The 25,416-nt window shown below is 72.7% G+C and carries 24 protein-coding genes; 17 read left to right on the top strand and 7 right to left on the bottom strand.

Annotation, left to right across the window (positions count from 1 at the left end; all coding sequences use genetic code 11):
- Positions 1 to 112: 112 nt before the first annotated feature.
- The 3 genes from ACH4J0_RS18425 to ACH4J0_RS18415 all read right to left on the bottom strand — a co-directional run bounded on the left by ACH4J0_RS18425 (position 113) and on the right by ACH4J0_RS18415 (position 3,001).
- Entirely contained in the window at positions 113 to 1,015 is a 903-nt protein-coding gene (locus tag ACH4J0_RS18425) for a 5'-3' exonuclease H3TH domain-containing protein (RefSeq protein WP_396241426.1), read from the bottom strand.
- Positions 1,016 to 1,074: 59 nt separating this feature from the next.
- A complete protein-coding gene (locus tag ACH4J0_RS18420; RefSeq protein ID WP_396241424.1) occupies positions 1,075 to 2,154 on the bottom strand; it encodes a cation diffusion facilitator family transporter in 1,080 nt (359 codons plus the stop codon).
- 118 nt (positions 2,155 to 2,272) lie between these two features.
- Complete coding sequence (locus ACH4J0_RS18415) at positions 2,273 to 3,001, bottom strand: gamma-glutamyl-gamma-aminobutyrate hydrolase family protein (protein WP_396241252.1); 729 nt, start codon at positions 2,999 to 3,001, stop codon at positions 2,273 to 2,275.
- A 155-nt stretch (positions 3,002 to 3,156) separates the two neighbouring features.
- Between ACH4J0_RS18415 and ACH4J0_RS18410 the strand changes: the two genes are divergently transcribed.
- The 4 genes from ACH4J0_RS18410 (at position 3,157) to ACH4J0_RS18395 (ending at position 8,003) form a co-directional block, all read left to right on the top strand.
- The gene (locus ACH4J0_RS18410) at positions 3,157 to 4,542 is read left to right on the top strand and encodes a glutamine synthetase family protein (RefSeq protein WP_396241250.1); all 1,386 of its coding nucleotides are present in this window, start codon (positions 3,157 to 3,159) and stop codon (positions 4,540 to 4,542) included.
- 3 nt (positions 4,543 to 4,545) lie between these two features.
- On the top strand, positions 4,546 to 5,913 hold the full coding sequence (locus tag ACH4J0_RS18405; RefSeq protein ID WP_396241248.1) for an aldehyde dehydrogenase family protein: 1,368 nt from the start codon (positions 4,546 to 4,548) through the stop codon (positions 5,911 to 5,913).
- Positions 5,914 to 5,920: 7 nt separating this feature from the next.
- Positions 5,921 to 6,721 carry a 3-oxoacyl-ACP reductase gene (locus ACH4J0_RS18400; RefSeq protein WP_396241246.1) on the top strand — a complete coding sequence of 267 codons (801 nt, stop codon included), beginning with the start codon at positions 5,921 to 5,923 and terminating at the stop codon, positions 6,719 to 6,721.
- 136 nt (positions 6,722 to 6,857) lie between these two features.
- Positions 6,858 to 8,003, top strand: coding sequence for a DUF2510 domain-containing protein (locus ACH4J0_RS18395; RefSeq protein WP_396241244.1), 1,146 nt, complete (start codon positions 6,858 to 6,860; stop codon positions 8,001 to 8,003).
- A 185-nt stretch (positions 8,004 to 8,188) separates the two neighbouring features.
- On the opposite strand, the gene ACH4J0_RS18390 is transcribed toward ACH4J0_RS18395, so the two are convergent.
- From ACH4J0_RS18390 to ACH4J0_RS18380, 3 genes are all read right to left on the bottom strand, one after another.
- Entirely contained in the window at positions 8,189 to 9,139 is a 951-nt protein-coding gene (locus ACH4J0_RS18390) for a lytic polysaccharide monooxygenase (RefSeq protein ID WP_396241242.1), read from the bottom strand.
- 241 nt (positions 9,140 to 9,380) lie between these two features.
- Positions 9,381 to 9,779: a hypothetical protein gene (locus ACH4J0_RS18385; RefSeq protein ID WP_396241240.1), complete on the bottom strand. Its 399-nt coding sequence runs from the start codon at positions 9,777 to 9,779 to the stop codon at positions 9,381 to 9,383.
- Positions 9,780 to 9,837: 58 nt separating this feature from the next.
- Positions 9,838 to 11,049, bottom strand: coding sequence for an amino acid deaminase/aldolase (locus ACH4J0_RS18380; RefSeq protein WP_396241238.1), 1,212 nt, complete (start codon positions 11,047 to 11,049; stop codon positions 9,838 to 9,840).
- A gap of 91 nt (positions 11,050 to 11,140) precedes the next feature.
- On the opposite strand from ACH4J0_RS18380, the gene ACH4J0_RS18375 reads away from it, so the two are divergent.
- Positions 11,141 to 11,914: an SseB family protein gene (locus ACH4J0_RS18375; RefSeq protein WP_396241236.1), complete on the top strand. Its 774-nt coding sequence runs from the start codon at positions 11,141 to 11,143 to the stop codon at positions 11,912 to 11,914.
- Between the two features lie 60 nt (positions 11,915 to 11,974).
- On the opposite strand, the gene ACH4J0_RS18370 is transcribed toward ACH4J0_RS18375, so the two are convergent.
- Positions 11,975 to 12,352 carry a DUF1844 domain-containing protein gene (locus ACH4J0_RS18370; RefSeq protein WP_270148261.1) on the bottom strand — a complete coding sequence of 126 codons (378 nt, stop codon included), beginning with the start codon at positions 12,350 to 12,352 and terminating at the stop codon, positions 11,975 to 11,977.
- Positions 12,353 to 12,850: 498 nt separating this feature from the next.
- Between ACH4J0_RS18370 and infC the strand changes: the two genes are divergently transcribed.
- From infC to ACH4J0_RS18310, 12 genes are all read left to right on the top strand, one after another.
- Positions 12,851 to 13,561 carry a translation initiation factor IF-3 gene (infC, locus tag ACH4J0_RS18365; RefSeq protein WP_396241422.1) on the top strand — a complete coding sequence of 237 codons (711 nt, stop codon included), beginning with the start codon at positions 12,851 to 12,853 and terminating at the stop codon, positions 13,559 to 13,561.
- 139 nt (positions 13,562 to 13,700) lie between these two features.
- The gene (gene rpmI / locus ACH4J0_RS18360; RefSeq protein WP_153460093.1) at positions 13,701 to 13,895 is read left to right on the top strand and encodes a 50S ribosomal protein L35; all 195 of its coding nucleotides are present in this window, start codon (positions 13,701 to 13,703) and stop codon (positions 13,893 to 13,895) included.
- Positions 13,896 to 14,004: 109 nt separating this feature from the next.
- The gene (rplT, locus tag ACH4J0_RS18355) at positions 14,005 to 14,400 is read left to right on the top strand and encodes a 50S ribosomal protein L20 (RefSeq protein WP_030055649.1); all 396 of its coding nucleotides are present in this window, start codon (positions 14,005 to 14,007) and stop codon (positions 14,398 to 14,400) included.
- A gap of 120 nt (positions 14,401 to 14,520) precedes the next feature.
- Positions 14,521 to 15,387 (top strand): TrmH family RNA methyltransferase, encoded by an 867-nt coding sequence (locus ACH4J0_RS18350; protein WP_396241234.1) that lies wholly within the window; start codon positions 14,521 to 14,523, stop codon positions 15,385 to 15,387.
- Positions 15,388 to 15,576: 189 nt separating this feature from the next.
- Positions 15,577 to 16,680 carry an ATP-binding protein gene (locus ACH4J0_RS18345; RefSeq protein ID WP_396241232.1) on the top strand — a complete coding sequence of 368 codons (1,104 nt, stop codon included), beginning with the start codon at positions 15,577 to 15,579 and terminating at the stop codon, positions 16,678 to 16,680.
- 245 nt (positions 16,681 to 16,925) lie between these two features.
- Positions 16,926 to 18,047 (top strand): phenylalanine--tRNA ligase subunit alpha, encoded by a 1,122-nt coding sequence (gene pheS, locus ACH4J0_RS18340; RefSeq protein WP_396241230.1) that lies wholly within the window; start codon positions 16,926 to 16,928, stop codon positions 18,045 to 18,047.
- A complete protein-coding gene (gene pheT / locus ACH4J0_RS18335; protein WP_396241228.1) occupies positions 18,047 to 20,548 on the top strand; it encodes a phenylalanine--tRNA ligase subunit beta in 2,502 nt (833 codons plus the stop codon). Before pheS ends, pheT begins: the two co-directional genes overlap by 1 nt.
- A 115-nt stretch (positions 20,549 to 20,663) precedes the next feature.
- Positions 20,664 to 21,101 (top strand): GntR family transcriptional regulator, encoded by a 438-nt coding sequence (locus tag ACH4J0_RS18330; protein ID WP_396241226.1) that lies wholly within the window; start codon positions 20,664 to 20,666, stop codon positions 21,099 to 21,101.
- Entirely contained in the window at positions 21,101 to 22,024 is a 924-nt protein-coding gene (locus ACH4J0_RS18325) for an ATP-binding cassette domain-containing protein (RefSeq protein WP_396241224.1), read from the top strand. The genes ACH4J0_RS18330 and ACH4J0_RS18325 overlap by 1 nt, the downstream gene beginning before the upstream one ends.
- Entirely contained in the window at positions 22,021 to 22,986 is a 966-nt protein-coding gene (locus ACH4J0_RS18320) for an ABC transporter permease subunit (RefSeq protein WP_396241222.1), read from the top strand. The genes ACH4J0_RS18325 and ACH4J0_RS18320 overlap by 4 nt, the downstream gene beginning before the upstream one ends.
- A 121-nt stretch (positions 22,987 to 23,107) precedes the next feature.
- Positions 23,108 to 23,950, top strand: a complete 843-nt coding sequence (locus ACH4J0_RS18315; protein ID WP_396241220.1) for a chitosanase — start codon at positions 23,108 to 23,110, stop codon at positions 23,948 to 23,950.
- A 234-nt stretch (positions 23,951 to 24,184) separates the two neighbouring features.
- Positions 24,185 to 25,291 (top strand): sugar ABC transporter substrate-binding protein, encoded by a 1,107-nt coding sequence (locus tag ACH4J0_RS18310; RefSeq protein ID WP_396241218.1) that lies wholly within the window; start codon positions 24,185 to 24,187, stop codon positions 25,289 to 25,291.
- The last annotated feature ends 125 nt before the right edge of the window (positions 25,292 to 25,416 follow it).

The raw sequence follows: 25,416 nt of genomic DNA, 5'->3' as shown, positions 1-25,416 counted from the left end.
GCCCGCCCACAGCCTGGGCCGGCCCCGGTCCTACCCTTTGCCGGCCCGGGGGGGGGGGGTGGGCGGGGGGCGCCGCATGGCGGCCCGCTCTTCACCCCCCGCGCCACAGGCCTCAGTGGGTGGCCAAGGCCTCCAGGAGGCGGTCGAGGGAGGTGCCGAGGCCCCACCGGGTGGCGAGGTGTTCGAGGGTCATGGGGTCGAGGGGTTCGCGGGGGAGGGTGGGGTCGAAGTCGGGGAGGGGGGCGTCGGTGGCCACGCGGACGACGGTGGGGGCGACGTCGAGGTAGGCGGCGCCCTCGACGATGTTGCGGCGGCGGGCGGGGGTGAGTCCGGAGCCCACGTCCAGGGCGGCGGCGCGGATGGCGGCGAGGTCGCCGTACTCGTTGATCAGCTGGGCGGCGGTCTTCTCGCCGATGCCCTTGACGCCGGGCAGGCCGTCCGACGGGTCGCCGCGCAGGGCGGCCATGTCGGCGTACTGGGCGCCGCGCACGCCGTACTTCTCCAGCAGCAGGGCGTCGTCGGTGGTCTGCAGGTTGCCCATGCCCTTGACCGGATAGAGGACGGTGATCTGCCGTGCGTCGTCGACCAGTTGGAAGAGGTCGCGGTCGCCGGTGACGATCTGCACCGGGCCCTTGGCGCGGGCGGTGAGGGTGCCGATGACGTCGTCCGCCTCGTAGTCGGGGGAGCCGACCCGGGCGATGCCGAGGGCGTCGAGCACCTGCTCGATCACCGGGACCTGCGGGGCGAGGGTGTCCGGCACCTCCTCCTCGCCGTCGACGGCCGCCTCGGCGACCCGGTGGGTCTTGTAGGAGGGGACGAGGTCCACCCGCCACTGGGGGCGCCAGTCGGCGTCCATGCAGGCGACGAGTTCGTCGGGCCGGTGGTCGTGGACCAGCCGGGCGATGAAGTCCAGCAGGCCGCGGACGGCGTTGACCGGCTCACCCTGCGGCGAGCGCAGGGTGTCCGGTACGCCGAAGTAGGCCCGGAAGTACAGGCTGGCGGAGTCGAGCAGCATCAGTCGCGGTGCGGTCACGCCTCAGATCATGCCGCACCGCGCTGACGAAGACCCGGTTCTCAGTGCTCGTGCGGTCCGGCGCGGTGCACCGGGCCGTGGGCGTCGGCGCAGTGTTCGGCGGGGGTCTCGCCGGGGCCGGCGATCTGGAGCAGCGCGCCCGCCTCGTCCTCGCCGACGTGGTCGACCTGGAGAGTGCTGTGGGTGATGCCGTACTCCGCGGCCAGCCGGCGCTGCAGTTCGCGCCGGACGGCGTGGCAGTCGCCGCCCGGGGTGACCAGGATGTGCGCGGACAGGGCCGGCTGGTTGGAGGTGATCTCCCAGATGTGCAGGTCGTGGATCTCCTCGACCAGCGGCTCGGTGACCAGCCGGTCGGCGACCGCGTCCGGATCGATCCCGGCGGGGGCGGCCTCCAGGAAGATCCGCCCGGAGTCCCGGACCAGCCCGATGCCCGCCTTGAGCATCAGCGCGACCACGATCAGCGAGGCGATGGCGTCCGCCCGGACGAAGCCGGTGGTCAGCATGACCACACCGGCCACGGCGGTGGCGACGAAGGCGTACAGGTCGGTGAGTACGTGCTGGAAGGCACCCTCGACGTTCAGCGAGCTGCGGTTGGCCTTCGACATGCACCAGGTGGCGGCGAGGTTGACCACGATCCCGATCAGCGCGGTGACCAGCACCAACGAGCCGGTGACCTCCGGCGGCTCGATCAGCCGGGTGATCGCCTCGTAGCCCAGCCAGGCCGACAGCACCAGCAGCGTCACGCCGTTGGCCTGCGCGGAGAGGATCTCGGCGCGCTTGAGCCCGTACGTGTAGCCGCCGCGGGCCGGGCGGGCGGCGAGCCGCATGGCGACCAGGGCGAGCACGATCGAGGCGGCGTCGGTGAGCATGTGGGCCGCGTCGGAGATCAGGGCCAGCGACTGGGCGGCGAACCCGACCACGACCTCGCCGGCCATGAAGGCGACGATCAGGGCGAGGGCGCTGACCAGCCAGCGGCGGTCGGCGTCGGCGGCGACACCGTGCGAGTGGCCGCCGTGCCCACCGTGCCCGTGCCCGTGCCCGTGTCCGTGGTTGGGGCTGCGACCGGGCGCGCTCTGGCGGTCATGCGCATGATCGTCGTGGGAGTGCTCGTGCCCGGCCATCGAGGTCCTCTCTGGGCGCACGGGTGGGAGGTGGCGGGCGCGATCGCCCCGCACCCGAAGTGAACCGCAGAATCGACAAAGATCCAAAGGCTGTACTGGTGACCGTTGTCGTTGCCGCTCAGCCGAGCGCCACCGCGTCCAGCGCCGCCGCCGTGGCGGCCTGGACGAGGGCCCGCATCACCCGCAGGTCCTCGCCCTGTTCCGGGTGCCACTGCACTCCCACCGTGAACCCGGGCCCCTCGACGGCCTCCACCGTGCCGTCCGGGGCGAGGGCGCTCACCCGCAGGCCCGCGCCGAGCCGGGCGACCGCCTGGTGGTGGAAGGTCGGCACCTCCAGTTCGGTCTCCGGCAGCAGCCCGCCCACCAGCGTCCCGGGCACCGGGCGCACCACGTGGGCGCCGTAGCACCCCGGCGAACCGCCGTGGACGTCGACCTCCACGACGTCCGGCAGGTGCTGCACCAGCGTCCCGCCGCACACCACGTTCAGCACCTGCATGCCGCGGCAGATGCCCAGCACCGGCATGCCCGCCGCCAGGGCGCCGCGCAGCAGGGCGACCTCCCAGGCGTCCCGCGCCGGCGAGTCCACGTCGGTCAACGGGTGGGCGGGCTCCCCGTAGTAGGCCGGGTCGATGTCCGGTCCGCCGGCGATGACGAGGGCGTCGAGCCGGGCCAGCACCTCGGGCGCGCGCTCGGGGGCGTCCGGCGGCAGCAGGACGGCGATGCCGCCGGAATCCTGCACGTACCGGGTGTACCGCTCCGGCACCAGGGCGGCGCGACGGCCCTGCCAGTCGCTCCAGCTCGCATCCACCAGGTAGGTGCTGACACCGATGAAAGGCCTGCGATCCATGGCGGGCATTCTCCACCCGCACCGCCTGATACCCCGTCAATCACGCGGGTCGGCGCGCCACACCCGTCCGCCCTCTTCCGCCCCGTGAGCCGCAGGCCGTACGGTTCGCTGTGACCGCTTGATCTCGAAGAGTGATCGAGGAGGAGGGTTCCGGCATGCCCGAGAACGCCGCCGCGGGATCGCGGCCCCGGCCGCCACTGACCCTGGGCGAGCTGCGCACCCTGGTGGACGCGGGCGAGGTGCACACCGTCGCGCTCGCCTTCACCGACATGCAGGGCCGGCTTCAGGGCAAACGCTTCGCCGCCCGCTTCTTCCTCGACGAGGTGGCGGAGAACGGCGCCGAGGCCTGCGACTACCTGCTGGCCGTCGACGTGGACCTCAACACCGTGGACGGCTACGCCTTCTCCTCCTGGGCCACCGGCTACGGCGACTTCGCGATGCGCCCCGACCTCGCCACCCTGCGACTGACCCCCTGGCAGCCCGGAACCGCCCAGGTCACCGCCGACCTGGCCCGGCACGGGGGCCACCCGGTCGACGCCGCCCCGCGCCAGCTGCTGCGCCGCCAGATCGCCCGGCTCGCCGAGTACGGCCTGGCCGCGGACATCGGCACCGAACTGGAGTTCCTGGTCTTCCGCGACACCTACGAGCAGGCCTGGCTGGGCGGTTACCGGGGCCTGACCCCGGCCAACCTCTACAACGTCGACTACTCGATGCTCGGCACCGCCCGGGTCGAGCCGCTGCTGTCCCGGATCCGCAACGAGATGGCCGGGGCCGGACTGACCGTCGAATCCGCCAAGGGCGAGTGCAACCTCGGCCAGCACGAGATCGCCTTCCGCTACGCCGACGCCCTCACCACCTGCGACCAGCACAGCGTCTACAAGACCGGCGCCAAGGAGATCGCCGCCCAACAGGGCTGCGCGCTCACCTTCATGGCCAAGTACGACGAGCGTGAGGGCAACAGCTGCCACATCCACCTGTCGCTGCGCGACGCCGTCGGCGCCCCCGCCTTCGCCGACCGGGACGGCCGGATGACCGACACCATGCGGCACTTCCTGGCCGGACAGCTCGCCGCACTGCGCGAGTTCAGCCTGCTGTACGCACCGAACATCAACTCGTACAAGCGCTACCGCCCCGGCTCCTTCGCCCCGACGGCCGTCGCCTGGGGACGGGACAACCGCACCTGCGCCTACCGCGTGGTCGGCCACGGCCCGGGCCTGCGGATGGAGAACCGGGTGCCCGGCGGCGACGTCAACCCGTACCTCGCGGTGGCCGGGATGATCGCGGCCGGCCTGCACGGACTGCAACGCAAACTCGACCTGCCGACACCCTGCCTGGGCAACGCCTACGCGGTGGAGGAGTACGCCCGGGTGCCCGGATCACTGCGCGAGGCCGCCGAGTTGTGGGCGGGGAGCGAACTGGCCCGGACGGCCTTCGGTGGCGACGTGGTCGAGCACTACCTGAACATGGCCCGGGTCGAGCAGGCCGCGTACGACGGCGCCGTCACCGACTGGGAGCGCTACCGGTCCTTCGAACGGATGTGAGGCATGACCGACTCGCCAGGCAGCGCCGTTCGCAACCCGGCCACCGGGGAGCTGCTGGCCACCGTCCCCGACACCACCGTCGAGCAGCTGGACGCGGCCGTCCAGCGGGCGCTGAAGGCCCAGACGGGCTGGGCGGCGCTGGCGCCCGGCGAACGCGCCCGGCTGCTGCGCCGGTTCGCCGACCAGGTCGAGGTGCACGTGCCCGAACTGGCGGCGCTGGAGGTCAGCGAGGCCGGGCACACCCTGGGCAACGCCCGCTGGGAGGCCGGCAACGTCCGGGACCTCCTGGAGTACGCGGCCGGCGGAGTCGAGCGCCTGACCGGACACCAGATCCCGGTGGCCGGCGGTCTGGACGTGACCTTCCAGGAGCCGGTCGGCCTGGTCGGGGTGATCACCCCCTGGAACTTCCCGATGCCGGTCGCCGCCCGGGGCTTCGCCCCGGCCCTCGCGGCCGGCAACGCGGTGCTCCTCAAGCCCGCCGAGGCGACCCCGCTGACCGCCCTGCGGCTGGCCGAACTGGCCCTCGCCGCAGGCCTGCCCGAGGGCCTGTTCCAGGTCCTCCCGGGCGCCGGCGGCACCACTGGGCGGGCCCTGGTCGACCACCCGGCGGTCCGCAAGATCGTCTTCACCGGCTCGACCGTGGTCGGCAAGGAGGTCGCCGCCCGCTGCGCCGCCCGGGCCAAGCGGATCACCCTGGAACTCGGCGGCAAGAGCCCCAGCATCGTCTTCGCCGACGCCGACCTGGCCCGCGCCGCCGACCCGATGTCCTTCGCCGACAACAGTGGCCAGGACTGCTGCGCCCGCAGCCGGATCCTGGTCCAGCGCGAGGCGTACGACGACTTCCTGGCCCAGCTGCTGCCCGCCGTCGAGGCGCTGCGCACCGGAGACCCGAGCGATCCGGACACCCAGCTCGGGCCGCTGATCTCGGCAACCCAGGTCCGCCGGGTCGCCTCCTACGTCACTCCCGAACTGCCGGTGCTGGCCCGGGGATCCGTACCGGACGGGCCGGGCTACTGGTACCCGCCGACGGTGCTCGCGCCCGACGACCCGGAGGTCCCGGCGGTCACCGAGGAGATCTTCGGACCGGTCGCCGCCGTCCTGCCGTTCACCGACGAGGCCGACGCGCTGCGCCTGGCCAACGCCACCCGCTACGGCCTGTCCGGCTCGATCTGGACCGGGGACGTCGGCCGGGCGCTGCGCCTGGCCCGGGGCGTGCGGGCGGGCAACCTGTCGGTCAACTCGCACTCCTCGGTGCGCTACTGGACGCCCTTCGGCGGCTTCGGCGAGTCCGGGGTGGGCCGTGAGCTGGGGCCGGACGCGCTGCGCCACTTCACCGAGACCAAGAACGTCTTCATCCACAGCGAGGAGTGACAGTCCGATGAGCGCCAGTCCGATGAGCGACAACGACGTCATCTGCCGCCGTCTGGTCGGCCGCACCGCCGTGGTCACCGGCGCGGGCAGCGGGATCGGCCTGGCGGCCGCCCGCCGGCTCGCCTCCGAGGGGGCGAAGGTGGTCTGCGCGGACCTGGACGAGGAGACCGGGCGGGCGGCCGCCAAGGAGGTCGGAGGGCTGTTCGTGCACACCGACGTCACCGACCCGTACATGGTCGAGGCGCTGTTCGACGAGGCGTACGAGACCTGCGGCAGCGTGGACGTCGCCTTCAACAACGCGGGCATCTCGCCGCCGCAGGACGACTCGATCCTGACCACCGGCCTGGACGCCTGGCGCAGGGTCCAGGAGGTCAACCTGACCTCGGTCTACCTGTGCTGCAAGGCCGCGCTGCCGTACATGCGCCGGCACGGGCGCGGCTCGATCATCAACACCGCCAGCTTCGTGGCCCGGATGGGGGCGGCCACCTCGCAGATCTCGTACACCGCCTCCAAGGGCGGGGTGCTGGCGATGTCCCGCGAGCTGGGCGTGCAGTTCGCCCGGGAGGGGATCCGGGTGAACGCGCTGTCACCCGGACCGGTGGACACCCCGCTGCTGCGCGAGCTGTTCGCCCAGGACCCGGAGCGGGCGGCCCGCCGACTGGTGCACATCCCGCTCGGACGGTTCGCCAAGGCCGAGGAGATCGCCGCCGCGGTGGCCTTCCTGGCGAGCGACGACTCCTCGTTCGTCACCGCGAGCGAGTTCCTGGTGGACGGCGGCATCTCCGGGGCGTACGTGACACCGCTGTAGGCCGTCGGCGCGGTGGCCGCCACCGGTGGGCCGGGCAGGGCAGTCGGTGGCTTCTCACCGTAATCTCATCGAAAACCTCCGGAATTCCCGGCTGCGCTGATTTCGCGTTTATCCGGCTACCTTTAGATTCTTTGCTGTGAGTGAGCAGATCCCCGCCGGGTGGTACCCGGACCCGAAGGACACCACCAGCGACCCGAGGCCGCAGCGCTGGTGGGACGGCAAGGGCTGGACGGCCGACACCCGGCCCGCACCCTCGGACGCCCCGCAGCCGGAGCCCCCGGCCGCCGCGGCTCCGGGGCCGGGGACGGCGGAGCAGCCCAGGGTGCTCGAGGGCGAGGTCCTGGACAGCGGGCCGACGGTCCGCTACCCGGAGCCGCCGCCCTTCGGCACGGCGTACGGCGCGCCCGCCCAGCCGCCGCGCAAGGCCTGGCGCAAGCCCTCCCGACTGGTCGTGGCCACCGCCGTGGCCGCCGTCCTGGGCCTCGGCGCCGGGTCGGGGATCACCTACCTGGCGATGGACGGGAAGCACGACGGCGGCTCGCAGCGCAGCGCCGCCAGGGTCCAGCCGGCGCCGAAGGACGGCGGGGACGGGCTGTTCGGCTTCCCGGGCCTCGGCGGCGGGAACGGCGGTGGCACCGGAGGCGGGAACGGCGGTGGCAACGGCGGGGGTGGCGGGAACGGCAGCGGGAAGGCCAGGCCGGGCGCCAACAAGGCCATCGACATGGTGAACGGGCTCGTCCTGCCCGTCCCCTCCGGCTGGCAGGCCGGCACCACCGACGACGGCTACGCCGCACTGACCGTCGGCGACTACAAGTGCCCGGACGGCAAAGCCTGCTCCCTCGGCGGGGCGAACACCGGCCGGATCGACGGCGGCGGCACCGATGCCCAGGCGGCGGCGAAGGCGGACATCGACAAGGCCGCCAAGGACGCCTACGGCGACATCACCGGGCACCAGGAGCTCAAGTCCGAGGCCGTGAAGGTCAACGGCCAGGACGGCTACCTGGTCCGCTGGAAGGTGAACGCGGCCAAGGGCAACAACGGCTACGTGGAGACCGTGGTCTTCCCGTCCACCGACGGCAAGAACCTGGTCTCGGTGCACTTCGGCTTCGACATCGCCGACAAGGCACCGGACGTCGGGGTGATGGACACCATCGTCAAGGGCATCGCCGACTTCAAGGGCAAGGTCCCCGGCCTCCCGGGCATGCCGGGTTCCGGCGGTTCCGGCGGCGGGTCCGGCTCCGGTGGCAGCAGCCCCGACGGCTCCGGCACCGAGACCACCTGAGCCCCCCGCGCTCCTCACACCGCGACGGCCCACCCGGGAGGAACCCCTCCGGGTGGGCCGTCGCCGTTCGTCCGGCCGGCCCGTTCGTCGGGTCAGCCCGTCAGCCCGTCAGCCGGGTGGATCGTGAGAAGCCACGGAGCCGGGCCGGACGGGGGTGGGCCGGCCCGGCCCCGCGTCGTCCGGCGTCAGGAGTCGCGTCGAACAGCCTCGATGCGACGGCGCCGGAGCACCATGCCCGCCCAGCCGACGCCCAGCGCGGCGGCACCGGCGAGCAGCAGCGGACCGGTGGCGGAGGTACCGGCCACGGCTGCGGAGCTGGTCGGGAGCGGCTGGCCGGCCGGGGCGTTCGGGTCCCCGCCGTGGCCGTGGTGGGCGACCGTGGACTTGGAGGCGTCGGCGGCGATCTGGGCGTCGCTGGGCGCAGCCGGGGCGGCGAGCGAGGAGACGGCCGGGGCACCGGCGGTGGAGCCGGTGGTGGCGGCGGTGCCGGCCGTGCCGGCCGTGCCGAAGTCGACGTCGGAGCAGCTGTAGAACGCCTCCGGGCTGTCGCTGCGCTGCCAGATCATGTACAGCAGCTGTCGGCCGGTGCGCTGCGGCAGGGTGCCCGAGTAGGTGTAGTAGCCGTTGACGGCGGTGCGGTCGACCTGCGCCCGGGCCACCGGGGTCGGGTCGAGGTCGGACCACTTCAGCGGCTTGGTGGGGTCGTAGCTCGGCTTGGTGATGTAGACGGTCTGGGTGCCGACGTGCGGCGCGGTGGTGCGGAACTGGAAGGTGAGGTTGCCCGCGCTGACCGGGGTGGCCGGCCAGTCGGTGCGCGGCCAGTCCAGGGCCGCGTACTTGTCGCGGTTGGCCGAGCAGAGCCTGCCGTCCGGGATCAGCGCCTGGTGGTTGCCGTTGGCGTTGGCGATGTTGACCTCGTTCCAGTCGTACAGCGGCTGGGTGCCAATGGCGGCGACGACGTCCTTGCAGACCTGGGACACCGGGTGCTCGGGGCCCTCGGCGTAGCAGGCGGCGATCCGGCTGACCGGGCCGGTCATGGTGCCGTGGGCGCTGGCGGTGTCGGCGGTGGTCGCGGCCACCGCGAGGACCGCGGCGCCGACCACGCCGACGGACAGGGCACTTCGCTTGATGGACATGGGGTGGGGACTCCTCGGCCGTCGTTCCGGGCGGGTGTGGGGGAGCGGACACGCCTGCCCGTTCGGGGACCGCCGGCCCGGACCGCGGACCCCCGGCCAGAGCGTAGGATTGGTCTGGACCATAAGGCAATAGCCTTGCATCGGTCGGTTGTTGACGGCATGTCCGCTCCAAGCAGCGCAAAGGCCCGACGGGACACCGTGGTTAGGTGTTCCGTCGGGCCCGCTTAAGGCTGGGGAAAGGTCAGAGGCGCTGGTTCATGGTGCCGGTCTGGATCACCATGTCGCTGTTGACGGTCGAGTCCCGGATCACGTTGTGCACCTTGACGGTCCGCTCCTGCGGGGCGAACTCCCTGAGGATCTCCCGGAGTTCGTCGGCAGCATCCGGGTGCTCGCGGAACAGGCGGCGTAGCCGGGCGCGCAGCACGGCCGTCTGGTCCGCCAGTGCGCCCCGGTCATCGCCGGCCTCCAGCACTTCGGCCCGGATCTCCTCCAGCTCGGTGCTCGCCGCCTCGTCCTCCTCGCCGCGTCCGAACATCCGGGAGACTCGCGAACTGACTTGCTGCCAGGCCGCAGTGGCCATCAGCCCGGCCAGTGACGAGGCCCCCGAGGTCACCATCTGCTGAACGATCTCCGCTTCCATGGTGCCCCCTCGTGGTTCGTCGTGTCGTCACCACGGTAGGGCACCGAAGAGCTGCGCGTCAGAGGAACGTCTTCCCCTCACCCCGGTAGGTGGGCACGCTGCGGACGACCCGGTCCCCGTCGATCAGGTGCAGTTCCGCGAAGCGCTCGCACAGCTCGCCCGCTTTGGCGTGCCGGAACCACACCCGGTCACCGATCAGCAGGTCGTCGGCGGCCGGACCGAGCAGCGGGGTCTGCACCTCGCCCGCGCCCTCCATCGGGTCGTAGTGCAGCCCCGCCGGCAGGTACGGCACCGGCGAGCGGTCCGGCCCGGCGGCGCCCGAGGCCGGGTACCCACCGCCGAGCACGGTCACCACCCCGACGCCGGGGCGGCGCACCACCGGCTGGCCGAACAGCGCGGCGGGACGGCCCCGGAAGGAGCGGTAGTGGTCGAAGAGCTGCGGCGCGTAGAGCCCGGAGCCGGCCGCGACCTCGGTGACGGCACGCTCGGCCACGGTGGACTCCACGCTGCCGGTGCCGCCGCCGTTGACGAACTCCAGCTCGGCCACCTGCCGCAGCCGCCGGACCACCGCCGCGCGCCGCTCGGCCAGCTCGGCCCGGGACCTGGCCTGCATCAGCCGGATCAGCTGCGAGCGCACCGGGCGCCCCGGCACCCGGTCGCCCACCCCGGCGACGTGCCCCTCGTACGCCATCAGGCCGACCACCCGGAAGCCCGGGCGGCGCTGGACGAGTTCGGCGAAGGCGCCCAGCTCCTCCGGGGTGCGCAGCGGCGAGCGCCGGGCGCCGACCCGGACCCGCCCGCCGAGCAGGTGCAGCGCGGTGTCCAGTTCCAGGCAGACCCGCACCTCGGCGTCGCCGGAGCGGGCCTTGTCGATCAGGTCCAGCTGGGCCGGGTCGTCCAGTACGACGGTGACCCGGCGGGCCAGCTCCGGATCGGCGGTCAGCGAGGCGTAGCCGGCCCGGTCGGCGGAAGGGTAGGCGAGCAGCACGTCGCGCACGCCGGTACCGGCCAGCCAGAGCGACTCGTCCAGGGTGAAGCTCATCACCCCGGCGAAGCCGTCCACGGCCAGCACCCGTTCCAGCAGCGCCCGGCAGCGCAGCGACTTGCTGGCCACCCGGATCGGCTTGCCCGCCGCCCGGCGCACCAGGTCGGCGGCGTTGGCGTCGAAGGCGGCGAGGTCCACCACGGCCACCGGGCCGTCCAGGTGGGCGGTGGCCCGGTCGTACCGGTGCCGGTCGGATACCGGAGTGCGGGTGACGAGGATGACCATGCGCGCAGGGTGCCACAGGGCGCTACCGGTGGGTAGAGGTCGCGTGCGGGGAAATGGGGGCCGCGGGCGGTGGTGGCATAGGGTCGGCCGGGTGGACCGCAAAGACTTCTCCAACCCGGCGTTCGTCGGCAAGAGCATCCCGAATCCCGGCTTCTCCGATGACGACGGCACGGCGGACCCGGCGCTGACCGCGGCCCTCGCCCGCTGGTCGCAGGACCGCACGGCCGAGCCCGAGGTGCTGGCGGCGCTGACCCCGACCCGGCTGATGGTCCCGATCGTCGCCCTCCTCGGCGAGGTCGAGGTGGACGAGCACGGGCACAAGCACGACAAGAGCAGCGACATGGCCGTCCCGGTGCTGGAGGCCCCGGACGGGCGCCGCGCGCTGCCGGCCTTCACGTCGCTGGAGTCGCTCACCCGCTGGCGCGCCGACGCCCGTCCGGCGCCGACGGCGGCCCCGCAGGCGGCGATGGTGGCCTTCTCCGAACGCGCCGACACGCTGCTGATCGATCCGGCCGGGCCGGTGCCCTTCCTGCTGAGCGGCGCCCGGCTGCGGGCGCTGGCGGAGAACCGCCCGTACCTGCCGCCGGTGCGGGACCCCCAGGTGCGGGAGGCGGTCCGGGCGCTGCTGGCGGCCGAGCCGCAGGTGCTGAGCGGGCTGCTGGCACCGTCGGAGGACTCGGACGGGGTGCTCGCGGTGGTGTTCGACCCGGCGCTGGACCAGCCGGGGCTCCAGGCGGCCGCGCAGCGGGTCGGCCGGGCGGTGGCCGGGGACCCGGTGCTGCGGGTGCGGCTGGACCGGGGGCTGGACCTCGCGGTGCTGCCGGCGAGCGCGCAGCTGCCGGGGGAGCCGCTGTACCGGCGGTGAGAACCGAACGGGGACCACCTACCGAATCCGGTAGATGGTCCCCGCCCCGTCGAGAACCGCTCAGCTGTAGACCGGCCCGGTGAACTTCTCGCCCGGCCCCGCGCCCGGAGCGTCCGGCACCAGGGAGGCCTCGCGGAACGCCAGCTGGAGCGAGCGCAGCCCGTCCCGCAGCGGGGCAGCGTGGAAGTTGCTGATCTCCGGAGCGCCGGCGGTGACCAGCCCGGCGAGCGCGGTGATCAGCTTGCGCGCCTCGTCGAGGTCCTTGTCCTTCTCGCCGCCCTCGGCCAGGCCGCACTTGACCGCGGCCGCGCTCATCAGGTGCACCGCGACGGTGGTGATCACCTCGACGGCCGGCACCTCGGCGATGTCGCGGGTGAGGTCGTCGAAGCCGATCGCGTCGTCGTCCGCGCCGGGGTTCTGGGTGGGCTCGCTGCTCAAGGGTGGCTCGTTCCGTCGTGCGGTGTGGGTACAGGTGGAGCGTACAAGGGGGCCCCGGACGCGCCCCGGGGGCAGCGCGCCGGGAGGACGGTGCGCCGGGGCGGAATAGCGTTCGACCGCGCGACGCTGTAAGCTTCGAGACTGACCGGCCGGGATCCCTCATGGGCACCTGGCCAGCAAGTGGAGGCTCCACCACAGGAGGCCCGAGAGGGCAACCGCGAAAGTCTCCCACCTGATCGGCCTCGCGGTCGACGGGTCCGGTCCGCGACGGGCGCCACGGCGCCGAGTCGCCCGCAGCGTCCCTCACCGGGCGCCGCCCCCGGTTGTGTGGAGCCCCGCTTGTACCGAGCGGGGCTTTTTTCGTGTCGCGGTGCACATGGTGTCGGAAGCCAGCACCGGGCAGCGCAGCACGAATGAAGCCCCGCCCAGTGGTCGAGTCCACTACGTGCGACCGCCGTCCGACGGCCGCATCGCAGAAGGTGCAACCGAGGAGGCCCCATCAGCACCGAGCCCCGCATCAACGACCGGATTCGCGTCCCGGAGGTGCGACTCGTCGGTCCCAGCGGCGAGCAGGTCGGCATCGTGCCGCTTGCCAAGGCGCTGGAGCTCGCGCAGGAGTACGACCTCGACCTGGTCGAGGTCGCGGCGACCGCCCGGCCGCCGGTGTGCAAGCTCATGGACTACGGCAAGTTCAAGTACGAGTCGGCCATGAAGGCCCGTGAGGCGCGCAAGAACCAGGCGCACACGGTCATCAAGGAGATGAAGCTCCGGCCGAAGATCGACCCGCACGACTACGACACCAAGAAGGGTCACGTCGTCCGGTTCCTCAAGCAGGGTGACAAGGTCAAGATCACGATCATGTTCCGTGGTCGTGAGCAGTCCCGCCCCGAGCTGGGCTTCCGTCTGCTGCAGCGGCTCGCCGACGACGTCCAGGACCTGGGCTTCGTCGAGTCCTCGCCGAAGCAGGACGGCCGGAACATGATCATGGTTCTTGGCCCGCACAAGAAGAAGACCGAGGCGATGGCCGAGGCCCGCGCCCTCGCGGACGCCCGCAAGGCCGAGCGGCTGGGTCGGACCACCGGTTCCGACGCCGACGCCGCCGCCGCGGACGAGGACGCCGTGACCGAGGTGCAGGACGCCCCGGCCGAGGCCGAGGCCCCCGAGGCCGAGGCTCCGGTCGAGCAGCCGGCCGCTCCCCAGGGCGCCTGAGCCGCAAGGCTCACGGCGGTCCGGGGTCGGCCCCCATGGTGACGGGGCACCCGCCCGGTCACCGCAGATCCATCCAGTTCACGCCCGCGTGGTGCAAGCCGCGCGGGCGTGGACGGGACCGACGAGGAGATACGGCGAAATGCCGAAGCAGAAGACGCACAGTGGCGCCAGCAAGCGCTTCAAGATCAGTGGCTCTGGCAAGGTGCTGCGCGAGCGCGCCGGCCGCCGCCACCTCCTGGAGCACAAGCCCTCGACGCTGACCCGCAAGCTGGCCGGGACGATCGAGATGGCCCCCGCTGACGCCAAGAAGATCAAGAAGCTTCTCGGCAAGTGATCGCCCTCCCGTCCGGCGCGAGCCGTGTGCGGGGCAGCTGATCCTTCCCGACCCATTCGAATGACGGACCACGTGAAGTAGTCCGTGGTCCAACCCAAGGAGTAATCAAGTGGCACGCGTCAAGCGGGCAGTCAACGCCCACAAGAAGCGCCGGGTCATCCTGGAGCGCGCCAGCGGCTACCGTGGCCAGCGCTCGCGCCTGTACCGCAAGGCCAAGGAGCAGGTCACCCACTCGCTGGTCTACAACTTCAACGACCGCAAGAAGCGCAAGGGCGACTTCCGTCAGCTGTGGATCCAGCGCATCAACGCTGCGGCCCGTGCCAACGGCATCACCTACAACCGCTTCGTGCAGGGCCTGAAGGCCGCCAGCGTCGAGATCGACCGCAAGATGCTGGCCGACCTGGCCGTCAACGACCCGGGTGCGTTCGCCTCCCTGGTCGAGGTCGCCCAGAAGGCGCTGCCGGCCGACGTGAACGCCCCGAAGGCTGCCGCCGACGCCGCCTGATCTTCCGAGATCGGTTGAGCTCTGACCGGACCCGCAGGCTCTCCTGCGGGTCCGGTTCTGCGTTCCAGCCCGTCAGCACCTCCAGAGTCAGCCAAGTCAGCGCCTCCAGAGAACGAGACCATGCCGAGCACCGAGACCCCCCTGCTCACCTCCCTGCGCTCGCCGCGCGTCGTCGCCGCCCGTCGGCTCGCCAAGCGGAACCAGCGCACCAAGGAGCGCCGCTTCCTGGCCGAGGGCCCGCAGGCCGTCCGGGAGGCCATCGCCTTCGGCAAGCTGCCGGGGACGGCCGAGCACGCCGTGGTCGAGGTGTACGTGGGCCTGGAGGCCGCCGAGCGGCACGCGGACATCGTCGAGGCCGCCCTGGCCGAGGGGCTGCCGGTGTTGACCGCCACCGACGAGGTGATCGCCGACATCTGCGACACGGTGACCCCGCAGGGGATCGTGGCGCTCTGCCGCTTCATCGACACCCCGTTCGCCGAGGTGCTCGCGGCCCGGCCGAAGCTGGTCGCGATCCTCGCCCACGTGCGCGACCCCGGGAACGCCGGTACGGTGCTGCGCACCGCCGACGCGGCCGGCGCGGACGCCGTGGTGCTCACCGACGCCTCGGTGGACCTGTACAACCCCAAGGCCGTCCGGGCCTCCGTCGGCAGCCTGTTCCACCTGCCGGTGGCGGTCGGGGTGCCGGTCGAGGAGGCGGTCGGGCAGCTGCGCGCGAGCGGCGTCCGGGTGCTCGCCGCGGACGGCGCCGGGGAGCGCGACCTCGACCAGGAGCTGGACGAGGGCACCCTGGGCGCGCCCGGCGCGTGGGTGTTCGGCAACGAGGCGTGGGGGCTCCCCGAGGAGACCCGCGCGCTCGCCGACGAGGTCGTGCGCGTCCCGATCCACGGGCACGCGGAGAGCCTCAACCTGGCCACCGCCGCGGCCGTCTGCCTGTACGCCTCGGCCCGGGCGCAGCGCTCGCCCGGCGGCTGCCGCTCGAACGGCTGACACGTCCGTCCGACGGCTGACGCGTCCTGAGGGGCGGTCCTGCGGGCCCCTGCCGGAGCCGCGGCCCACAGGACACGCCCCGGGCGCGCCGGGATCACCACGCTGCAAGCCCTACTGCCGGGGCTTGCGAGGCGCTAGGGTCTGCCTCGGTGTGGGGAACGGCACGGTGGGTAATCGGGGAGGCAACCCATGGTCGGCAGCGGGCCCGAGCTCGACCCGGACGACCTGCCGGACGGCCTGGTGGTCGCCGGCGCGACGGGCCGGGTGGTCTGCTTCAACCGGGCCGCGGCCCGGCTCACCGGCGTGCTCCCGGAGGCCGCGCTCGGCAGCGCGCTGGAGGACGTCCTGCCGCTGGAGGACCTGGACGGCCGCCGCTGGTGGCAGCTGACCGATCCGTACGGCGGCCTGGCGATCCGCACCCGCCAGCCCGAGCGCAACCTGCTGCTGCCCGGCGGCCGGGAGGTGCTGGTCTCCGCCCGGTACGTCCGGGCGGTGCCGCTGGGGCCGCTGGAGCGCCTGGTGATCGCCCTGCGCGGCACCGAGGCCCGGCGCCGCACCGAGCGCAGCCACGCCGAGCTGATCGCCACCGTCGCGCACGAGCTGCGCTCCCCGCTGACGAGCGTCAAGGGCTTCACGGCGACCCTGCTGGCCAAGTGGGAGCGGTTCACCGACGGGCAGAAGCGGCTGATGCTGGAGACGGTGGACGCCGACGCCGACCGGGTCACCCGGCTGATCGCCGAGCTGCTGGACATCTCCCGGATCGACGCCGGGCGGCTGGAGCTGCGCAAGCAGGTCGTCGACCTGGCGGCCGCGGTGCGTCGGCACGTCGAGCGCAAGGTGGCCACCGGCATCCCCGAGGAGCGCTTCGACATCCGGATCACCGGGCCGCTGACCGTGCTGTGGGCTGACCCGGACAAGGTCGACCAGGTGCTGGCGAACCTGCTGGAAAACGCGGTGCGGCACGGCGATGGAACTGTCACCATCGAGGTGGCACCGGCCAAGGAGGTCGTCGAGGCGCCCGTCTGGGAGCGCTCCGGCACCCCGCCCCGCATCGTGGAAGGCACAGCGGTCACCGTGAGCGACGAAGGCAGCGGTATCCCCGAGGAGTCGATGCCGCGCGTCTTCACCCGCTTCTGGCGGGGCTCCAAGCGCGGTGGCACCGGCCTGGGGCTCTACATCGTCAAGGGCATCGTGGAGGCCCACGGCGGTTCCATCAGGGTCGACCGCGCGCCCGGCGGCGGAGCCCGGTTCCGATTTATCCTGCCCGCCGGGGTGCCCGACTTCATGCTCTGAAGGAGCATGAACGACTGATGCAGCATGTCGTGGTCGGGGTCCGGACGGGCTTGACGGCAGCCGCGCTACGCGCTGCGACTACACTCGACCTTTGGCGTTGCGCAACGCCCTGCGCGGCTGTGCCGCGGACACCCCGCCCCGTCAGTACGGAGACGGGCTGCCCGTGCCCCGGCCCCGCCGGGCGTGACGCGAAGGCGAGCCCACACACCTGAGCACGGACGAGCAGGAGCACGGGAAAGATAGAGATGTCGGCACCCAACAAGTCGTACGACCCGGTCGAGGTCGAGGCCCTCAAGCCCGAGGTGGTGGAGCAGGCGCGGGACGAGGCCGTCGCCGCCTTCGCCGCCGCCACCACGCTCGACGAGCTGAAGCAGGCCAAGGTCGCCCACACCGGCGACCGCTCCGCGCTCTCGCTCGCCAACCGCGAGATCGGCGCCCTCCCGCCGCACGCCAAGGCCGCCGCAGGCAAACTGATCGGCCAGGCCCGCGGCGCCGTCAACCAGGCCCTGGCCAAGCGGCAGGGCGAGCTGGAGGCGGAGCGGGACGCCCGCGTGCTGGTCGAGGAGGCGGTGGACGTCACGCTGCCGTACGACCGCATCCCGCGCGGCGCCAGGCACCCGCTGACCACGCTGGCCGAGCGCATCGAGGACACCTTCGTCGCGATGGGCTACCAGGTCGCCGAGGGCCCCGAGGTCGAGGCCGAGTGGCTGAACTTCGACGCCCTCAACCTGGGCCCGGACCACCCGGCCCGCTCGATGCAGGACACCTTCTTCGTCCAGGCCCCGGACGGCTCCGCCGACTCCGGCGTGGTGCTGCGCACCCAGACCTCCCCGGTCCAGGCCCGCACCATGCTCGACCGCGAGCCTCCCATCTACGTGGTCTGCCCGGGCCGGGTCTACCGGACCGACGAGCTGGACGCCACCCACACCCCGGTCTTCCGCCAGGTCGAGGGCCTCGCCGTCGACGAGGGCATCACCTTCGCCGACCTCAAGGGCACCATCGAGGTGCTGGTCGAGAAGCTGATCGGCGGTGGCCTGGAGCTGCGCTGGCGCCCCTCGTACTTCCCGTTCACCGAGCCGAGCGCCGAGATCGACCTGCAGTGCTTCGTGTGCCGCGGCGAGAGCGTCGGCAACCCGGACCGCCCGTGCCGCACCTGTTCCTCCGAGGGCTGGATCGAGCTCGGCGGCTGCGGCGTGGTCAACCCCCGGGTGCTGGTCGCCTGCGGCGTGGACCCGAACCGCTACAGCGGATTCGCCTTCGGCCTGGGCCTGGAGCGGATCCTGATGAATCGTCACAACGTCGCCGACATGCGCGACATGGTCGAGGGTGACGTGCGTTTCACCCTCCCGTTCGGGATGGAGATCTGATGCGCGTCCCGCTTTCCTGGCTGCGCGAGTACGTCGATCTGCCCGCGGGCGAGACCGGCCGTGACGTGGCCGAGCGGCTGGTCCGGGCCGGCCTGGAGGTCGAGACCGTCGAGCAGCTCGGCGCCGACCTCAAAGGCCCGCTGGTGGTCGGCGAGGTGCTCTCCATCGAGGAGCTGTCCGGCTTCAAGAAGCCGATCCGGCACTGCTTCGTCAACGTCGGCGACGCCAACGGCACCGGTGAGCCGCAGGAGATCGTCTGCGGCGCGACCAACTTCGCCGTCGGCGACAAGGTCGTGGTCGTGCTCCCGGGTGCCGTCCTGCCCGGCCCGTTCCCGATCTCGGCCCGCAAGACCTACGGCCAGACCTCGGCCGGCATGATCTGCTCCGCCCGCGAGCTGGGCATGGGCGACGACCACAGCGGCATCATCGTGCTCCCGCCGGAGTACGAGCCCGGCACGGACGCCATCGAGCTGCTCCAGCTGGTCGACGAGGTGCTCGACATCGCCGTCACCCCGGACCGCGGCTACTGCCTGTCCATGCGCGGCGTGGCCCGTGAGGCCGCCGCCGCGTACGGCCTGCCGCTGGCCGACCCGGCGCTGCTGGACGTGCCGCCGGCCAACTCCTTCGGCTACCTGGTCAAGGTCAACGACCCGGCCGGGTGCGACCGCTTCGTGGCCCGCACGGTCGTCGGCGTCGACCCGAACGCCAAGTCCCCGATCTGGCTGCAGCGCCGCCTGCAGAAGGCGGGCATCCGCCCGATCTCGCTGACCGTCGACATCACCAACTACGTGATGCTGGAGGTCGGCCAGCCGCTGCACGCGTACGACAAGCAGCGGGTGGACGGCCCGATCACGGTCCGCCGGGCGGCCGAGGGCGAGACCCTCACCACCCTGGACGGTGTCGAGCGCAAGCTGGCCGCCGAGGACCTGCTGATCTGCGACGACAGCGGCCCGATCGGCCTGGCCGGCGTGATGGGCGGCGCCTCCACCGAGATCCTCGACCCGGCCGCCGGTCCGGGCACCACCGAGGTGATCATCGAGGCCGCGCACTTCGACCCGGTCTCCATCGCCCGCACCGCCAAGCGGCACAAGCTGCCCTCCGAGGCGTCCAAGCGCTTCGAGCGCGGCGTCGACCCGGAGGCCTCCCGGGCCGCCGCGCAGCGCGCCGTCGACCTGCTGGTGCTGATCGCCGGCGGTACCGCCGAGGCCGGGGTCACCGACATCGCGGCCCCGCACCCGGTGCGCACCATCACCATCGCCGCCGACCTGCCCGACCGCGTGGCCGGTACCGTCTACGGTCGCGAGACCGTCACCCGGCGCCTCCAGGAGATCGGCTGCTCGGTCTCGGGCGCCGACGTCCTGGAGGTCACCCCGCCGACCTGGCGGCCCGACCTGACCGACCCGTACGACCTCGCCGAGGAGGTCATCCGGCTGGAGGGCTACGACAACGTCCCCGCCCGGATGCCCGACGTGCCGCCGGGCAAGGGCCTGACCGAGGCCCAGCGGATCCACCGCCGGGTCGGCGTCGCGCTGGCCGGGACCGGCTACGTCGAGGTCAACAACTACCCGTTCCTCGGCGAGGCCGCCTTCGAGGCGCTCGGCCTGGAGCCGGAGGACCGCCGCCGCCGTACGGTCAAGCTGGTCAACCCGCTCAACGACGAGGAACCGTCGCTGCGCACCACGCTGCTGCCGGGCCTGCTCGGCGCGCTGCGCCGCAACATCGGCCGGGGCAACACCGACCTGGCGATCTACGAGACCGGCACCGTGTTCCTGCCGAAGGACGAGCTGTCCGTGGCTCCGCGTCCGGCCGTCGACCACCGGCCGAGCAACGAGGAACTGGCCGCGCTGGACGCCGCGCTGCCGGAGCAGCCGCGCCGGGTCGCCGTCGCCCTCGCGGGCGAGCGGCTGCCCTCCGGCTGGTGGGGCAAGGGTGACCAGGCCTCCTGGGCGGACGCCGTCGAGGCGGCCCGCACGGTGGCCCGCGCGGTCGGCGTCGAGCTGACCGTCCGCCGGGGCCAGCGGGCGCCCTGGCACCCGGGCCGCTGCGCCGAGCTGGTCGTGGCCGGCACCGACCGGGTGGTCGGCCACGCCGGTGAGCTGCACCCGCGCGTCGTCAAGGCGCTCGGGCTGCCGGCCCGTTCCGCGGCGATGGAGGTCGACATCGACCTGCTGACGGCGGACGGCCCGCAGAAGGTCAACGGCCCGGCGGTCTCCGGTTTCCCGGTGGCCACCCAGGACGTCGCGCTGATCGTCGACACCGCCGTCCCGGCCGCCGAGGTCGAGGCCGCGCTGCGCGCGGGCGCGGGCGAACTGCTGGAGGCCATCCGGCTGTTCGACGTGTTCACCGGCGAGCAGGTCGGCGAGGGCAAGAAGTCGCTGGCCTACGCGCTGCGCTTCCGTGCCGCCGACCGCACGCTGACCGCCGACGAGGCCACCGCCGCCCGCGAGGCGGCCGTCGCCGAGGCCGTCAGCCGTACCGGCGCGGTGCTGCGCGGAGCCTGACGCCCCTCAGTACGGCCTGTGAAGGGCCCCGCCCGGACCGACCTCGGTCCGGGCGGGGCCCTTCGCGTTGTCCGGGATTGACAACCCGTCACCATCTCCACTTAACTCATTAACTATGGAACTAGATAAAAGCGCCGACCGGCCCTCCCCGATCGAGTTCCGCCTGGACCCGGCCTCCGGTGTCCCGACCTACCTGCAACTCGTGCAGCAGGTCGAACAGGCGCTGCGGATGGGCTGGTTGGCGGAGGGGGACCGGCTGCCCCGGGTGCGCGAGGTGGTCGCCGGGCTGGCGATCAACCCCAACACCGTGCTCAAGGCCTACCGGGAACTGGAGCACCGCGGCCTGGCGGCCGGCCGGCGCGGCCAGGGCACCTTCGTGCGCGGGCTGCCCGCCGGGGTGGTTCCGCTGCGCGAACGGGCCGTGCTGCGGCGGGGGTTGCTGGACTGGATGCGCTCGGCGCGGGCCGCCGGGCTGGATGAAGGGGGGATGGTCGCGGTGTTCGAGGACGCGCTGCGCGACCTGCGCGAGGGGCGCGACGGGGTGGTGGCGTGATGGCGACGGACACGGTGATCGACTGCGGCGGGATCGGCAAGCGCTACCGCCGCTCCTGGGCACTGCGGGACTGCCACCTCGCCGTCCCGGCCGGACACGTGGTGGCCCTGGTCGGCCCGAACGGCGCCGGCAAGACCACGCTGCTCAGCCTGGCGGCCGGCCTCACCCTGCCCAGCGAGGGTGCGATGACCGTCCTCGGCGACCAGGTCCCCGGCTCACCACGGGCCTTGGACCGGATCGGCTTCGTCGCCCAGAACGCCGCGCTCTACCCCGGCTTGCCCGTGCGCGACCTGCTCGCGATGGGCCGCCACCTCAACCGGCGCTGGGACGACGCCCGGGCGCGTGACCACCTGGACGGCCTCGGCATCCCGCTGGAGCGCAAGTACGGCCGGCTCTCCGGAGGCCAGCAGGCCCAGGTCTCGCTCGCCCTGGCCCTCGCCAAGCGGCCGGAACTCCTGCTCCTGGACGAGCCGTTGGCCGCACTCGACCCGCTCGCCCGGCACGACTTCATGTCCGTGCTGCTCACCGCGGTGGCCGAGGACGGTCTCTCGGTGGTGTTCTCCTCGCACGCCGTCAACGAGTTGGAGCAGAGCTGCGACTACCTGGTGGTGCTGGCGGGCGGCCGGGTCCAGGTGTCGGGGGAGGTGGACGACCTGCTGGCCGGCCACCGGATGCTCACCGGTCCCACCGCCGAGGCGGACGCGGTCGCCGAGCGCCTGCCGGTGGTCCGCGACCGCCGGGCCGGCAACCAGTCCCACCTGCTGGTCCGCACCGGCGGCGTGGACGCCCCGGTCTCCGGCGGCTGGCGCCAACAGCGCATCGGCCTGGAGGAGTTGGTGCTCGCCTACCTGCGCGAGCCGGCCGCCTCCGCCCTGCCCGGCCCGCGCGGGGCCGTCCGTCCGAACCAGAAGGTACTGTCGTGAGTTCGACCACCCTCGCCCCGCCCCGCTCCGCCGTGCTGCGGGCCGCCGGGCTGCGCCACCGCCCTGCGCTGCTGACCCTGCTCGCCGTGATGGGCGTGGTCTCGCTCGCCCTGCTGCTCCACGGCTGGTACCTGCACGACGGCCTGGACCGCACCGGTGCGGGCTCCTGCGACCCGGCCAGCGCCGCCTGCGCGGCCACGTTCAAGCGGTACCTGCACCAGTACGCCGACAGCATGCCCATGCTCGGCAGCGTGTCCTACGTCCTCGGCGGCGTGTTCGGCGCGTTCCTCGGCGGCCCGCTGCTGGCGCGGGAGTTCGAGCACGGCACGGTGCGCTTCGCCTGGACCCAGGGGGCCGGGCGGACCCGCTGGACGGCGGGCGGCCTGGTCGTGGGCGGCGCGGTGCTGGTCGTGGTGGCGGCGCTGTTCGGGCTGGTCCTGCGCTGGTGGAGCGCACCGCTGGCGCTCATGGGCGGACAGTTCCACCCGGACCTCTTCGTGCAGGCTCCACCGGTGCTGATCGGCCGGGTGCTGGTGACCTTCGGGGTCGCGGCGCTGGCCGGCGCGGTGCTGCGCCGCACCGTGCTCGCGGTCGGCCTCGGCCTGGCGGCCTCCGTCGCCCTGCCGTTCCTCTCCGAGGCCGTGCGCTCGCACTACATGACTCCGCTGCAGGAGCCGGTGCGCACCATGACGTCCCTGGCGGTGGACGACCGCTGGGTGCTGAGCGTGTGGTACTCGGACCCGGCCGGGAACCGGATCTCCGAGGACGACTTCTACCACCTGGGCCGGAGCTACGACGACCTGCAGTCGCTGGTGCGCGACGGCGGGTACACCATGCACGAGGTGTACCAACCCGCCGACCGGTTCTGGCCGTTCCAGTGGATCGAGTTCGGCTGGACGATCCTGCTCGCCGTGGCGCTGTGCGCCGCCGCGCTCTGGTGGGTGCGGCGTCGGGCTGCCTGACCTGGGCCGTTCACACCTGTCTTGAAGTGAATGCGTCAAAGCCCTTGCGGGGGCGGCGTCCCTGGGCGTTTGCTTCTCGTTAGGAAGGTTTCCTAACCCAACGAGGAACCGGAGCATCCCCATGCGCCCTCAGCCCCGTCGTGCCCTCCGAATCGCCCTCGCCGCCGCCCTGGTGGCCGCGCCCCTCACCGTCGCGGCCACCTCCGCGGCCCAGGCCGCCCCCGCGGCCGCAACGTCCCTCCGGCTCAAGGGAGTCGGCCTGGACGACCCGCACAAGAAGGACATCGCGATGCAGCTGGTGTCCAGCGCGGAGAACTCGTCGCTGGACTGGAAGGCCCAGTACAAGTACATCGAGGACATCGGTGACGGCCGCGGCTACACCGCCGGCATCATCGGCTTCTGCTCGGGCACGGGTGACATGCTGGAGCTGGTCCAGCACTACACCGACCTCAAGCCCGGCAACGTCCTCGCCAGGTACCTCCCCGCGCTGAAGAAGGTCAACGGCAGCGACTCGCACGCCGGCCTCGGCACCGCGTTCACCAAGGACTGGGCCGCCGCCGCCAAGGACCCGGTCTTCCAGCAGGCCCAGAACGACGAGCGCGACCGGGTGTACTTCAACCCCGCCGTCAACCAGGCCAAGAGCGACGGCCTGCGCGCGCTCGGCCAGTTCGCCTACTACGACGCCATCGTCATGCACGGGCCGGGCAACAGCTCCGACAGCTTCGGCGGCATCCGCGCCGCCGCCATGAAGAAGGCCAGGACGCCCGCCCAGGGCGGCGACGAGGCCACCTACCTCAAGGCCTTCCTGGACGCCCGCAAGGTGGCCATGAAGAAGGAGGCCGCGCACTCCGACACCAGCCGGGTCGACACCGAGCAGCTGGTGTTCCTCAACGCCGGGAACTTCGACCTCAACCCGCCGCTCAAGTGGAAGGTCTACGGCGACAGCTACGCCATCAACGGCTGACACCGGGGTCGGAGCGGTGGCGGGTGGCCGTTCGCCCGGTCTCCCGCCGCACCGGCTTTCGGCTCCCCCCCCCCCGCGAAATCCCCAAGGGAATGTGAAAGTCCTGTTCATCCCGTAACGAATCGAGCAGGGGGATAACGAAGGATCCCTCCCGCATTGACGCGTTCGCCCGGTGGCGTTTGACTCCCTCCCCTGCCGCAGTGTTGCGGCGCAGTACAGGAGGCACCACCGATCATGATCAGACCCATGCGTCTCGCGGCCGCGGGTACGGCCGCCGTGTCGCTCGCACTCGCCCTCACGGCCTGCGGTCAGACCGCCGCGCCCCAGACGCCGGCAGCCGGCGGAGGCGGGGGCGCGGGCGGAGGCGGCGAGGGCATCGGTCTGCTGCTGCCGGAGAGCACGTCCTCGACCCGGTACGACGCGTTCGACAAGCCACTGATCGAGAAGACGGTGGCCGGCCTCTGCACGAAGTGCACGATGAGCTACGCCAATGCGGGCGGCGACGCGAACACCCAGAAGAAGCAGTTCGACGACATGGTCGCCAAGGGCGTGAAGGTCATCCTGCTCGACCCAGTCGACGCCAAGCTCACCGCCCCGTGGGTGGACGCCGCCAACGCCAAGGGCGTGAAGGTCGTCGCCTACGACCGGCTGGCCCAGGGCAAGGTCGCGGCGTACGTCTCCTTCGACAACCAGCAGACCGGCCAGCTCCAGGGTCAGTCCCTGCTCGACGCCCTCGGCTCGAAGGCCTCCTCGGCCAACGTCGTGATGATCGACGGCGCCGAATCCGACCCCAACGCGGCGCAGTTCAAGACGGGCGCGCACCTGGCGCTGGACGGCAAGGTGAAGATCGCCTACGAGCAGTCCGGCGAGTGGAAGCCCGAGGTGGCCACGGCGAAGACGAACGAGGCCATCCAGAGCCTCGGGAAGAACGGGATCCAGGCCGTCTACGCCGCGAACGACGGGATGGCCGCCGCCGTCATCGACGCCCTGAAGGCCGCGGGCATCAAGAACGTTCCGGTGGGCGGCCAGGACGCCTCCATCGACGCGGTCCGCCGCGTGCTCACGGGCGAGCAGGCCTACACCATCTACAAGCCGTACAAGCCGGAGACGGACGCGGCGGGCACCATCGCCGTCCAGCTGGCCGAGGGCATGGACATCAGCACCACCGCGACCTCGTCCACGGACAGCGGCGGGCTGCGCATCCCCTCGCTGCTGCTCACCCCGATCGTGGTGACCAAGTCGAGGGTGGAGGCCACCGTCGTCGTCGGCGGGCTCTACAAGGCGGCCGACATCTGCACCCAGCAGTACGCGGAGGCCTGCGCGGAGGCCGGGGTCAAGTAACCGGGGCCGTCGGGAACCCGACGGGGGCGGGGGGGGGGGGGGGGGGGGGGGGGGGGGCGGGGGGGGCCCCGGGGGGGGCGGGGGGGGGGGGGGGGCGGGGGGGGGGGGGCGCGGGGCGCGCGCGC

This window comes from Kitasatospora sp. NPDC017646 (assembly GCF_044329365.1).
In the GTDB taxonomy this organism is placed as follows: Bacteria; Actinomycetota; Actinomycetes; order Streptomycetales; family Streptomycetaceae; genus Kitasatospora.
Note: the sequence above shows the minus strand (reverse complement) of the source record. Positions and strands in the feature narration are given on the sequence as shown.